The organism is Stenotrophomonas sp. LC732 (assembly GCF_052446685.1).
GTDB lineage: Bacteria > Pseudomonadota > Gammaproteobacteria > Xanthomonadales > Xanthomonadaceae > Stenotrophomonas > Stenotrophomonas muris.
Window position 1 is genome coordinate 3,072,505 of sequence record NZ_CP199214.1, and the last position, 12,735, is coordinate 3,085,239.

At 68.2% G+C, this 12,735-nt stretch carries 12 protein-coding genes; 2 read left to right on the forward strand and 10 right to left on the reverse strand.

Annotated elements, in window-relative coordinates:
* Nucleotides 1-51: 51 nt before the first annotated feature.
* The 10 genes from ACT6SE_RS14750 to prmB form a co-directional block, all read right to left on the reverse strand.
* A complete protein-coding gene (locus ACT6SE_RS14750) occupies nucleotides 52-2,076 on the reverse strand; it encodes a hypothetical protein (protein ID WP_444811016.1) in 2,025 nt (674 codons plus the stop codon).
* On the reverse strand, nucleotides 2,073-2,747 hold the full coding sequence (locus tag ACT6SE_RS14755; protein ID WP_014647886.1) for a hypothetical protein: 675 nt from the start codon (nucleotides 2,745-2,747) through the stop codon (nucleotides 2,073-2,075). Before ACT6SE_RS14755 ends, ACT6SE_RS14750 begins: the two co-directional genes overlap by 4 nt.
* A gap of 168 nt (nucleotides 2,748-2,915) precedes the next feature.
* Entirely contained in the window at nucleotides 2,916-3,572 is a 657-nt protein-coding gene (locus ACT6SE_RS14760; protein WP_014647887.1) for a phosphoribosylanthranilate isomerase, read from the reverse strand.
* Nucleotides 3,569-4,339, reverse strand: coding sequence for a tRNA pseudouridine(38-40) synthase TruA (truA, locus tag ACT6SE_RS14765; protein ID WP_014647888.1), 771 nt, complete (start codon nucleotides 4,337-4,339; stop codon nucleotides 3,569-3,571). The genes ACT6SE_RS14760 and truA overlap by 4 nt, the downstream gene beginning before the upstream one ends.
* A gap of 32 nt (nucleotides 4,340-4,371) precedes the next feature.
* On the reverse strand, nucleotides 4,372-4,734 hold the full coding sequence (locus tag ACT6SE_RS14770) for a VOC family protein (RefSeq protein WP_014647889.1): 363 nt from the start codon (nucleotides 4,732-4,734) through the stop codon (nucleotides 4,372-4,374).
* Nucleotides 4,735-4,760: 26 nt separating this feature from the next.
* Nucleotides 4,761-6,773: a FimV/HubP family polar landmark protein gene (locus ACT6SE_RS14775; RefSeq protein WP_046431834.1), complete on the reverse strand. Its 2,013-nt coding sequence runs from the start codon at nucleotides 6,771-6,773 to the stop codon at nucleotides 4,761-4,763.
* Between the two features lie 145 nt (nucleotides 6,774-6,918).
* Nucleotides 6,919-7,947 (reverse strand): aspartate-semialdehyde dehydrogenase, encoded by a 1,029-nt coding sequence (locus ACT6SE_RS14780; RefSeq protein ID WP_014647891.1) that lies wholly within the window; start codon nucleotides 7,945-7,947, stop codon nucleotides 6,919-6,921.
* 90 nt (nucleotides 7,948-8,037) lie between these two features.
* Nucleotides 8,038-9,075: a 2-hydroxyacid dehydrogenase gene (locus ACT6SE_RS14785; protein WP_046431836.1), complete on the reverse strand. Its 1,038-nt coding sequence runs from the start codon at nucleotides 9,073-9,075 to the stop codon at nucleotides 8,038-8,040.
* On the reverse strand, nucleotides 9,068-10,171 hold the full coding sequence (gene aroC / locus ACT6SE_RS14790) for a chorismate synthase (protein ID WP_014647893.1): 1,104 nt from the start codon (nucleotides 10,169-10,171) through the stop codon (nucleotides 9,068-9,070). Before aroC ends, ACT6SE_RS14785 begins: the two co-directional genes overlap by 8 nt.
* Complete coding sequence (gene prmB / locus ACT6SE_RS14795; protein ID WP_014647894.1) at nucleotides 10,168-11,097, reverse strand: 50S ribosomal protein L3 N(5)-glutamine methyltransferase; 930 nt, start codon at nucleotides 11,095-11,097, stop codon at nucleotides 10,168-10,170. The genes aroC and prmB overlap by 4 nt, the downstream gene beginning before the upstream one ends.
* A 123-nt stretch (nucleotides 11,098-11,220) precedes the next feature.
* On the opposite strand from prmB, the gene ACT6SE_RS14800 reads away from it, so the two are divergent.
* On the forward strand, nucleotides 11,221-11,871 hold the full coding sequence (locus ACT6SE_RS14800) for an SCO family protein (RefSeq protein WP_014647895.1): 651 nt from the start codon (nucleotides 11,221-11,223) through the stop codon (nucleotides 11,869-11,871).
* The gene (gene asd / locus ACT6SE_RS14805) at nucleotides 11,868-12,710 is read left to right on the forward strand and encodes an archaetidylserine decarboxylase (protein WP_014647896.1); all 843 of its coding nucleotides are present in this window, start codon (nucleotides 11,868-11,870) and stop codon (nucleotides 12,708-12,710) included. Before ACT6SE_RS14800 ends, asd begins: the two co-directional genes overlap by 4 nt.
* The last annotated feature ends 25 nt before the right edge of the window (nucleotides 12,711-12,735 follow it).

Here is a 12,735-nt window from a genome sequence, read left to right on the forward strand (position 1 = left end):
GTTGCGGCCGGCGCGGGCGGGCGATGGCCGCAGCAGCCATCGCCCGATGCATCAACGGGCGCTGTCGACCACGGTGGCCGACACGGTCGGCACCGCTTCGGCATCCTCGGCGATCTGGCGCGGCGCCGGTTCGGCCACGGCCACGGCCACGCCCAGGTAGCGCTGCATCAGCTCCTGCACGATCGGGCTCTTGCCGGCAAAGCCTTCGATCGACTTGCCCAGCGACACCGCCTTGACCAGGTTCTCGAACATGCCGCCGTCGCCACCGACCAGATCGATATCGGCGTTGCGCAGCGCGCTGGCGATGACGTTGGCATTCTCGCGCGAGACTTCCTTGCCGGCTTCGATCGAGGCCAGCGCCTGCTTCAGGCTGTTGTCCAGCATCATGCGGAACTCTTCGTGGCCACGTGCCTGGTCGCTCAGCGAAGCGATCGCTTCGAACTTGCGCACCAGGCCTTCGGCCTCGGCCAGCAGCTTCTTCTGCACCACGCCGGCTTCGGCGTTGCCCAGCGATTCGGTGGCGGTGGCACGGGCCAGGCCCATCTTCTCCTCACCCTGCGCCTGCGCCTGCAGGGTCTCGGCCAGCACGCGGGCTTCGTTGCTGCCCTGCTTCAGGCTGGCTTCGGCCTTGGCTTCGATCACGCGGGCCTCGGCGATGCCGACCTTCTCGATGGCCAGTGCCGAAGCTTCACGCACCTGCGCTTCGGCCAGGCCCGGTGCGGCCTGCTCGGCGCGCAGCGCGTCGGCCAGCAGGCGCTTGGCTTCGGCCTGCTTGCCGGCTGCTTCGTGTTCGGCCTGGGCCAGCGTGGTCAGTTCCACTGCGCGGTGCTTGGAAGCGGTCTCGCGTGCCTGCGCTTCCTTTACCTCGCGCACCAGCGATTCCTGTGCCTTGGCCTCGGCTTCCAGGATCAGCACCTGCTTCTGGCGGTCGGCCTCGGAGACCTCGCGCACTTCCTTGATGCGCTCTTCCTCCTGCGCCACGGTCTTGTCGATGGAGATGCGTTCGCGGGTGATGTTGGCCACGTCCATCTTGCCCTGCTCGACCACCTTGTCGCGCTCCACGCCCTGCAGCTGCACTTCGCGGTCGGTGGTGACCTGCTCAAGCTGGCGTGCGCGCTCGACGCGCTCGGCCTCGATGGCCACGGCGCGCTGGCGGTTCTGCTCGGCCACTTCCACTTCGCGCAGGCGGTTCTGGTCGCGGATCTCGATCAGCTGCTGTGCTTCGATGCGGGCGTTCTCGGACAGCTGGCGCTGCTCTTCCTGCACCTTGGCGGTCTCGGCCTCCTCGCGCGCGCGGATGGTCTCGATCTCGCGCTTCTGGCGTGCTTCGGCTTCGGCCTGCTGGCGTTCCAGCGCCAGCAGCGCTTCACGCGCTTCCACGTTCTTCTTGGTGATGGCGAGCTTCTCGTTCTGCTCCAGCTCGTTGGTCACCACGTTCTGCGCGGCGGTCAGCTCGGTGATCTTGCGGATACCCTGCGCGTCAAGGATGTTGAACTGGTCCAGCAGCGCCTTCGGGGTCTGCTCCAGGTAATCGATCGCCACGTCTTCCAGCACATAGCCGTTGAGGTCGTTGCCGATCACCGCGATGATCTCGTCGCGGAACTCCTGGCGCTTCTCGAACAGTTCGGTGAAGTCGAACTTCTTGCCGACCGTCTTCAACGCTTCGGAGAACTTGGCGTTGAACAGCTCATCGACGGCATGCTTGTCCGACGCACGGTCGGCACCGATGGCCTTGGCCACGCGCAGCACGTCGGCCTGGGTCTCGTTCACCCGCAGGTAGAAGGCCACGGCGATGTCGGCACGCATGTTGTCGCGGCAGATCAGGCCTTCCTTGCCACGGCGGTCGATCTGCAGGGTGATCAGGCTGATCCGCATCAGCTCGGCGCGGTACAGCACCGGGATGATCAGCGCACCGGTGAAGTGCACCTTGGGCGTGGAGCTCATGTCGTTGACGATCAGGGCCACGCCCTGGTCGACCTTGCGGTAGAAGGCCTTGAACAGCCCGGCCACGCCCAGCAGCAGGACGAGCAGGCCGCCGGCGACGGCCAGGAACGGTAAGAGGGATGCCAACGTCATTGATGAGTCTCCTTGTTGCCCGGAAGCAGGTTGTCCTGGAAATCGAGGGCGATCGCATCGGCGCGGACCACCCGGTAATAGTGTTGTTCGGCCATGTGCTCAACCAGCACGATGCGCTCGCCACGCTGCAGTTCGATGTCGCTGCGGATCTGCAGCACCAGCCCGGCGCCGCCATCATCGACCGTGGCATGACCGCTGCGTGCGTCCACCTTCGGCGACGCGACCACGCCGGCCCGGCCGAGCAGCGATGCCTGCGGCACCGGCCGCAGGCGCAGCAGGAAGCGCCGGACCGGGCGCAGGATCAGCGCGATGAGCGGTACCGCTGGCAGCGGTGCCAGCACCGCCACGAGCGTACCCAGGCCCCAGCGCAGCAGGTCCGGCAGCGGCAGCAGTACGAACAGATGGATGAAATAGGTGATGAGCCAGCCGAACAGGCTCAGCAGGGTGACCACCACCATGATCGGGACGCCACCCAGGCCCCAGCGCGCCAGCATGGCTGACAGGCCACTGAGGTCGGTCCCCGCCTCGAGCGCGCCATCGGCGCCGAGATTGCCAAAACCGTCATCGACCAGGCCGAACGCCGCAACCGCCCAATACATCACCGACACCAACAGCAGAATGCTGTACGGCAGCGTCGGGTAACCGAGTACGACGGTGAGAAACTCCTGCATCGCTTGCCTTCCTGGGCTGTGGGCGGCGGCCGCCCGTTCGGGGCGCGCCGCGCGCGTCCCGTCGATCCCCGCGCCAGCCCTCATGGCAGGCGCGCTTGGGACCATCCTATGTGAAGAATGCGTGCAGGCTCAAATCCAGGTCCAAATCACGGCAAATAATGACGCCAATCACTCGAGAACCGTGCAATCGGCGCGGCGCACTTCCTCGACGAAGGTGCGCATCTTGTAGCCGTCCTTGATGCCCGGCTCCAGTTCGATGCCACTGGAGACATCCACGCCCCACGGCAGGGTACCCAGCACCGCGTCGTAGACGTTTTCCGGGTTCAGGCCGCCGGCCAGCAGGAACGGGCGATGCAGGCCGGTCGGGATCCGGCCCCAGTCAAAGGCCACGCCGGTGCCGCCACCGCCGCCCGGCGCGTGGCTGTCGAACAGGAAGCCGGCGGCGCTGGGATAGCGCAGCTGCAGGGTGCGGGCGTTGATCTCTTCACGGCCGCCCATGGCGATCGCCTTCAGGTACGGCATGTTGAAGCTGCGGCAGAAGCTCTCGTCTTCCTCGCCGTGGAACTGCAGCAGGGTCGGTCGTACCGTGCGCAGCACCTCGCGCACTTCTTCCTTGCTGTTGTTGCGGAACAACGCCACCACGTCGACCATGGGCGCGATCGCCTGGCGCATCGCGCGTGCCTCGGCTGGAGCGACCCGGCGGCTGCTTTCACGGGCGAAGATGAAACCCACCGCGTCCACGCCCAGCTCACCGGCCAGGCGGACGTCGCCGGCCCGGGTCATGCCACAGAACTTGATGCGCGTGCGGTAGTAGGAGCGGCTCATAGCGTGACCTCGGCGGGCAGATGCCAGTTGTCGGGGTACAGGGGCCCGAGGAACACCAGGCCCTGCGGCGGTGCGGTGGGACCGGCTACGGTGCGATCGCGCCCGGCCAGCAGTTCGGCGATCCATTCCACCGGCTTCTCGCCACTGCCCACCAGGATCAGCGATCCGACGATATTGCGGACCATGTGATGAAGGAATGCATTGCCCTGCACGGCGACCTCGATCACCTCGCCCTGGCGGCTGACCTGCAGCGACTGCAGTTCACGCCGTGCATGCAGCGCCTGGCACTGCACCGAGCGGAACGCGCTGAAGTCGTTCTCGCCTAGCAGGGCCTGGCCGGCGGCATGCATCAGGCCCGCGTCCAGCGCACGGCGCTCCCAGCTGAGGGTCTGCCGCTGCAGCGCCGGCCGCACTTCGCGGTTGAGCAGGCGATAACGGTAACGGCGTGCCCGCGCCGAGAAGCGGGCGTGGAAATCATCGGCCACGGGCACGCACCAGCGCACCGCGATCGAGCGCGGCAGGCGGGTGGTGGTGCCCAGCATCCAGGCGCGCGGATCGCGCACCACGTCGGTGTCGAAATGCACGACCTGGCACTGGCCGTGCACGCCGGCATCGGTGCGGCCGGCACAGACCACCTGCAGCGGCGCATCGGCCACCGACGACAGGGCCTGCTCAAGGCTGGCCTGCACGCTGGGACCACCCTCGCCCAGGTTCTGCCAGCCCCTGAAATCGCTGCCGTCGTACTCGACGCCAAGCGCGTAACGCATGTGCTACCTCGATGTTGCGGGAGGGGCGGCGCTCAGGCCGGATCGCGTTCGGACCAGACCGCCAGTTCGTTGCCACCGGGCTCGACGAACTGGAAGCGGCTGCCACCGGGGAAAGAAAACACCGGCCGTACGATCTCACCGCCAGCGTCGCGCACCGCTGCCTCGATGGGCGCCAGCTGGTCGGCATACAGCACCAGCAGCGGCGCGCCGCTGTCACTGGCCCGTTGCGGCTGGCCGCGGAAGAAGCCGCCCTGCAGGCGGCCATCGTCGAAGGCGGTGTAGTCGCTGCCATAGTCGACGAACGACCACCCGAACACCTTTTCGAAGAAGGCGCGGCTGTCGGCCGGGTCACTGGAGGCGAATTCAACGTAGTCGATACGGCGCTCGCGGCTCATGGCACGGTCCTTGTCGGCGGGTTCGGTCACGGCAGGCGGGCCAGCAGTTCGCGAGCCTGGGCCTGGCAGTGCAGGTCGCCGCCCTCGGCCACTTCCAGCAGCAACGTCCGTGCGGTCTGCGCATCGCCCAGGTCGAGGTAGGCGATGGCCAGTTCCAGGCGTTCCTGCCCGGCGCGCGGCGCCCAGCCGGCATCGCTGGCCGGCGCGGCAGTACCGTCTTCATGCGCGGCCGCGGCCAGCGCGTCGTGCGGCGCCGCGCTCGAATCCCCGCCGTCATGATGCTCGGCCGGCAGGTCGAACACGCCGCGGAACTGCGGCTGCTGTTCGGCGTGCAGCGCGTAGTCCGGTACTGCGATCTCGTCAGGGACCGCCTGCGCGGGCGGCTCATCCTGCACGGGGGTGTCCTGCATGGCCACCGGCTCGTCCCAGCGCGGCAGGTCGGTCACGGCCCCGGGCAGCTCCACCACTTCGTCATCGCGCAGCGTCTGCGCCTGCCAGTCAGTCTGGGCGGCGACGTCGGCGACCGCTTCGGCAGCCACGTCATCCTGCACCTCGGCTTCGGTCGCCCAGGCAGGCATCGCCGGTTCCTGGCGGCCACTGTCGGACACCGCCGTCGACCACGAAGACTGCTCGGCCAGCGTATCCAGCGCCGCGCCGGCCGGTACCGCAGCGGCCAGGCCGGCGGCGTCGCCTTCCTCGCGCAGCGGCGGCAGTGGCGACGGCTTGCGACGACGCAGCAGCCAGGCCGCGCCGGCCGCCAGCAACAGCACCGGCAGACCCAGCCAGTACCACGGCGTTGCCGCATCGCGGGCATCCGGTGCCTGCGCCAGGCGCTGCTGCGCCGCGGCCAGGTCGTTGTCCTTCATCGCGATCAGCGACTGCTGCTGTTCCTTGAGTTTTTCCAGGTCGGCCACCCGCTGCTTCAGCTCGCCGATCTCGGCATCGCGGGTCGCGATGTCCTCGCGTGCCTGGCGCAGTTGTTCGTTGCCCAGCATGTCACCCTCGCTGCCGGCTGCAGTGCCGGTGGTTGTGCCCGCGTGCGCGGCGTCGGAGGCCAGCGCCGGAGCGATTTCAAGTCGTGCCCCAGTGGCCGCAGCCGGGGAAGAAGCCTTCGTGGTTCCCGCCGTGGCGACCGGGGCGACAGTACCCGCCGGTTGCGGCACGGTGCGCGCCTGACGCCACTGTGCGGCATGCTCGCGCACCAGCGCGGCGGCCTCGGCGGCATCGACCGCCGCCAGTGCATCGCTGCCGGGCATACGCAGCACGGCGCCCTGCCTGAGCAGGTTGACGTTGCCACGGATGAAGGCCTCCGGGTTGGCCCGCAGCAGCGCAATCATTGCGCGGTCGCGGCTGACCTGGTTGCCGCGGGCCACCACGCTGGCGATCTGCGACAAGGTCTGCCCACGCTGGACGGTAACGCTGCCATCGGCTGCCGGTGCGGCAGCGGGTGCAGCCACTGCACGCGGGCGAGCCGGTGCGGGTGCCGGCGTGGTGGCGGTGGACGGCGCAGGCGCGCTCACGCTCTCCGCGGCGGCGGGCGCCGGGGCGGCCTCACGGGCGATGGTGTTGGAGAGCGTACCTGCGGGTGCAACGATTTCCGGCTCGGCCACGGCCAGTGCGCTGGACGGTGCATCGACCAGCGCCGAGTACTCGCGCACCAGGCGGCCCTGGCCCCAGTCCGCCTCGATCAGGAAGCTCAGCGACGGGGTCTCGACCGGCGTCTGCGAGGTCACCCGCACCACTGCCCTGCCCTGCGCATTGCGGGTCAGTTCGAACTGCAGTTCGCCGACCAGCCCGGTCGGCCGCTGCAGGCCGACGCGCTCGAAGGTGACCGGTGAGGCCAACGCGACACGCAGGTTCTCCAGCTCGGACGGATCGGCCGAGACCACCGGGATTTCGGCCAGCAGGGGCTGGCCCGGCTTGGACAGGACACGGATGTCGCCCAAGCCCAGGGCAAGCGCCGAACTGCTGGCCAGGGCCAGCAGCGCGGTGGAAAGATAGAGGAGGGGGCGCTTTGCGCCCCTGGCCCGTTTATTCATGGCGACACTATAAAGCGTGCGGACCGCGGTCCGCACCCACCCATGGGGACCTTCGGTAGTGCCGGCCGCTGGCCGGCAGACACGCACGTGCCATCACGGCAATGCCGGCCAGCGGCCGGCACTACCGGTGAGGCAACCGCTGTGATCAGCGCTGCTCGGCGGCGACCAGCTCGGCCAGCTGCACGGCATTCAGGGCGGCGCCCTTGCGCACGTTGTCCGATACGATCCACAGGTTCAGGCCGCGCGGGTGCGACAGGTCCTCACGGATGCGGCCGACGTACACCGCGTCGGTGCCCGAGGCGTGGGTGACAGGGGTCGGGTAGCCACCGGCCTCGTGACGGTCCACCACTTCGATGCCCGGCGACTGCTCCAGCAGCGCACGTGCTTCGGCCACGGTGACCTTGTCGCGGGTTTCGATCGCCACCGACTCGGAATGGCCGTAGAACACCGGCACGCGCACTGCGGTCGGGTTCACCAGGATGCTGTCGTCGCCGAGGATCTTGCGGGTCTCCCAGATCAGCTTCATTTCTTCCTTGGTGAAGCCGTTGTCCTGGAAGTCGTCGATGTGCGGGATCAGGTTGAAGGCGATCTGCACCGGGAAGCGCTGCGGATCGATCTCCTGGAAGCTCAGCAGCTGGCCGGTCTGCTTGCCCAGCTCCTCGGTGGCCGAACGACCACCGCCGGACACCGACTGGTAGGTGGAGACGTTGATGCGCTCGATGCCGTACTTGCGGTGCAGCGGCGCCAGCGCCACCAGCATCTGCATGGTCGAGCAGTTCGGATTGGCGATGATGCCGCGCGGACGGTTGGCGACCTGTTCCGGGTTGACTTCGGACACCACCAGCGGCACGTCATCGTCGTAACGGAAGGCCGAGGAGTTGTCGATCACCACCGCACCTGCGGCGGCGAACTTCGGTGCGTATTCCTTGGACACGCTGCCACCGGCCGAGAACAGCGCGATCTCGACGCCGGCCGGATCGAAGGTGGCCAGGTCCTGGACCGTGACCTTCTGGCCGTTGAACTCGATCTCGCCACCGGCCGAACGCTCGGAGGCCAGGACGCTCAGGGTACCGACCGGGAAATCACGCTCGGCCAGGATCGACAACATGGTCTCGCCGACGGCGCCGGTGGCACCGACGACGGCGACGTGGAAACTGCGCTGTGCATTGCTCATGGGGGAACTCTCACGAAAACGGGAATGGGGAAAAACACGCACGACAGCTGGGTTCGGGGAACCTCCTCAAGCGGGGCGCGCGGAGGTTCCCTATCGTTTCCCGGTTTTTTTGCCCAGCGTCACGCGCGCGGCCATCGCCGCGTCAGCGTTGATCGCGCTCGGCATCCGCGACGGGCCGCCGTCCAGGCCGAGCCCGGCAAGCAGATTATCCACGGCCAGCTGTACCATCGCCGTGCGCGTGGCCAGCGAGGCGCTGCCGATATGCGGAGTGAGCACGACGTTGCGCAGCGCCAGCAGTTCCGGGCGTACCGTTGGCTCGCCTTCGTACACATCCAGACCCGCCGCAGCCAGGCGACCGTTGGCCAGCGCATCGGCCAGCGCGATCTCATCGACCAGGCCACCGCGGGCGATATTCACCAGCGTCGCCGACGGCTTCATCTTCGCCAGTGCGGCGGCATCGATCAGATGATGCGAGGCCGGCGTGTACGGCAGCACCAGCAGCAGGTGGTCGGACTGTGCCAGCAGCGTATCCAGGTCCACATAGGTCGCGCCCACTTCCGCCTCGGTCGCCGCCGGCAGCTGCGACCGGTTGTGGTACAGCACCTTCATGCCGAAACCGTGCGCGCCGCGACGGGCGATGCCCTGGCCGATGCGGCCCATGCCAAGGATGCCCAGCGTGCTGCCGTGGATATCGGCACCGAGCATGGTCTGGAACGACCACTGCTGCCACTGCCCTTCGCGCAGCCAGCGCTCGGACTCGGTGATGCGGCGCGCGGTGGCCATCAGCAGGGCGAAACCGAGATCGGCGGTGGTTTCGGTCAGGACGTCCGGTGTGTTGCTGGCCAGGATGCCGGCCGCGCTGAGCGCGTCGACGTCCAGGTTGTTGTAGCCCACCCCGACATTGGCGATCACCTGCAGCTGCGCGGCGCCGGCCACCTGGGCCGCGCCGATGCGCTCGTTGAGCGTGATGATCGCGCCGTCGGCGCTGGCCAGTTGTCCGGCGATCTGGTCCGGCGCCCAGGCGGTGACGGTGTCGGTGCAGCGCAGCTGCACGCGATCGCGCAGCGGCGCGATGGCCGCGTCGATCAGCGGCTGGCTCACCCACACGGTCGGCCGCGTGTCAGCCATCGATCTGCCCGGGAATGCGCGGGGTGATCGTGCCGACATCGCCGCACTGCGCGCGGTGGCGCAGCGCCTGGTCCATCAGCACCATCGCTACCATCGCCTCGGCGATCGGGGTGGCGCGGATGCCGACGCAGGGGTCGTGGCGGCCGGTGGTGACCACCTCGACCACGTTGCCGGACGTATCCAGCGACGGGCCCGGCAGGCGCAGGCTGGAGGTCGGCTTCAACGCGATCGAGGCGACCACCGGCTGGCCGGTGGAAATGCCACCGAGGATGCCACCCGCATGATTGCTGGCGAAGCCCTGCGGGGTAAGCAGGTCGCGGTGTTCGGTGCCCTTCTGCGCGGCGCTGGCGAAACCGTCGCCGATCTCCACGCCCTTCACCGCGTTGATGCTCATCAACGCGGCAGCCAGTTCACCGTCGAGTTTGCCGTAGATCGGCTCACCCCAGCCCGGCGGCACATTGTCGGCGACCACGTCCACGCGCGCGCCGACCGAATCTCCGGACTTGCGCAGCGCGTCCATGTACGCCTCCAGTTCGGGCACCTGTGCAGCGTGCGGCCAGAAGAACGGGTTGTCTTCCACCGCCGACCAGTCGAAACCGGCCGGGGTGATGTCGCCCAGCTGCGACAGGTAGCCACGCACGGTGACGCCGAAGCGCTCGGCCAGCCACTTCTTGGCGACCACGCCAGCGGCCACGCGCATGGTGGTCTCGCGTGCCGAGGAACGGCCGCCACCGCGCGGGTCGCGGATGCCGTACTTGTGCCAGTAGCTGTAGTCGGCATGGCCCGGCCGGAACTGCTGGCCGATGTTGGCGTAATCCTTGCTGCGCTGGTCGGTGTTGCGGATCAGCAGCGCGATCGGGGTGCCGGTGGTCAGGCCCTCGTACACGCCGGACAGGATCTCGACCTCGTCGGCCTCGCGCCGCGCCGAAGTATGCCGGCTCTTGCCGGTGGCGCGGCGCTGCAGGTCGTGGGCGAATTCGGCCGCGTCCAGCGCCAGCCCCGGCGGGCAGCCATCGATCACGCAGCCGATGGCCGGCCCGTGCGACTCGCCGAACGTGGTGACGGTGAACAGCTTGCCGAACGAATTGGAGCTCACGGGCGCTGCGCCGCCAGTTCGGTGATGCGTGCGCTGTGGGCGATCAGCTCGCGGCATTCAACCGCGAAGATACCCATCTGGCCGACCTTGAATTCGATCCAGGCGAAATCGACTTCCGGCAGCAGCTTGACCAGATGCTGCTCGGATTCGCCCACTTCACAGATCAGCAGGCCGTCCTCGCTCAGGTGCAGCGGGGCATCGCGCAGGATCTTCAGCACCAGGTCCAGGCCGTCGTCGCCGGCACGCAGGCCCATCTCCGGCTCGTAGGAGTATTCCTGCGGCAGGGCATCGGTCTCGTCGTTGGTGACGTATGGCGGATTGGTGACGATCAGGTCGTAGTGGCGGCCGGACAGGCCGTTGAACAGGTCCGACTTGATCAGGGTGACGTTGTGCGCCTGCAGGCGCTCCTTGTTTTCTTCGGCCAGCGACAGTGCATCGTCGCTCAGGTCGACGCCGTCCACCTGCCAGTTCGGGTAGTAGTGGCCCATGGCGATGGCGATGCAGCCCGAACCGGTGCACAGGTCCAGTGCACGGTACACGTCGCGGCCGGCCAGCCACGGCTCGAAGCCGCATTCGATCAGTTCGGCGATCGGCGAGCGCGGTACCAGGGCGCGCTTGTCGCTCTTGAAGCTCAATCCTGCAAACCAGGCCTCACCGGTCAGGTAGGCGGCCGGGATGCGTTCATCGATGCGGCGCTGGAACAGCTCCAGCACGCGCAGCTTTTCGGCCTGCAGCAGGCGCGCCTGGCCGTAGGCCGGGCCGAGGTCGTGCGGCAGGTGCAGGCTGTGCAGCACCAGCTGGGTGGCCTCGTCCAGCGCGTTGTCGTAGCTGTGCCCGAAGGTCAGCCCGGCTTCGTTGAAACGGCTGGTGCCGTAGCGGATCAGATCGATGATCGTGTGGAGTTCGGCGGCCGTTTCAGCGGTCATGGCGGTACTGCGGGCAAAGTGGCCCCCGATTATAGGGGCTGGCGCCCGTGGCGGCATCCGTTGCGGCGGAAACGATTCGGGCCACAGCCGGTATGATGGGGCCCACTTCGCGCGGGAGCCCCCATGTTCAATCGCAACGCCGGCATCATCCTGCTGATCGCCCTGGCGGCGGGTCTCGGCCTGCTGGCCGCCCAGCAGGTGTTCGCGCCGAAGCCGCCGGCCAATGCCCCGGCCACCGAAGCGATCACGCTGTACCCGCAGCCGCGCGAACTGCCTGACTTCAACCTGGCCCAGTCCGACGGCACCCGCCTGATCCCGGGCGAACTGAAGGGCCACTGGACCCTGGTGTTCCTGGGCTTCACCTTCTGCCCGGACGTCTGCCCGACCACGCTGGCCGCGCTGGCCGGCGCGCAGAACCAGTGGGAAGCCCTGCCCGACAGCCTGCGCCCACGCGTGCTGTTCATCTCGGTCGACCCCGACCGCGACAGCGCCACCCGGCTGGGCGAGTACGTGCACGGCTTCCACAAGGACACCCTGGCCGCCACCGCTGACGTTCCCTCGCTGGAGCGCTTCGCCACCTCGTTGGGCTTCGTGTTCCAGAAGGTGCCGGGCAAGCATTTCGACGAGAACCCCGAGGATTACACGGTCGAGCATTCGGCCAGCCTGGCCGTGCTCGACCCGCAGGGCCGCCTCGCCGGCCTGGTACGCCCCCCGTTCAACGCGCCGGCGATCGCCCGCGACCTGCAGAAGCTGACCGAGAAAACCGCCCCATGAGCCTCACCACCGCCCTGACGTATGCCCTGCCCCACCGCCTGCTGTCCTCGATGGCGCGTTCGCTGGCGTACTCGGACGATCCGCGCGTGTCGCGCTGGCTGATCGACACGGTCACCCGCAAGTTCAACGTCAACCTGGACGAAGCGGCCAACCCGGACCCGCGCAGCTATGCGACCTTCAACCAGTTCTTCACCCGTGCGCTGAAGCCGGGCGCACGCGTGGCCGATGCCGATCCGCGCAGCCTGGTGATGCCGGCCGACGGCCGCATCAGCCAGCTCGGCAGGATCGAGGCCGGCCGCATTTTCCAGGCCAAGGGCCAGTCATTCACCGCTGCCGAACTGCTGGGCAGTGACGAGGACGCCAAGCCATACAACGATGGCCTCTACGCCACGGTGTACCTGTCGCCGCGCGATTACCACCGCGTGCACATGCCGTGGACCGGCACCCTGCGTGAGACCGTGCACGTGCCGGGGCGCCTGTTCAGCGTTGGTCCGGCGGCAGTGAACGGCGTACCGCGCCTGTTCGCCCGCAACGAGCGCCTGGTCTGCCACTTCGACACCAGCTTCGGCCCGATGGTCAGCGTGATGGTCGGTGCACTGCTGGTGTCCGGCGTGGAAACCGTGTGGAGCGGCGAGGAGATTCCGCACTACGGCGACCGCATCACCCGCAAGGACTACCGCGGCCAGGGCATCAGGCTGGAGCGTTTCGCCGAGATGGCACGCTTCAACTACGGCTCGACCGTGATCGTGCTGCTGCCGCCGGGCGTGGCCGAATTCGCCCCGCAGCTGGGCGCCGAAAGCCCGGTACAGCTGGGCCAGGCCCTGGCGAAGCTGCGCTGATAAAAAGGGGACGGAGGGGATTAAG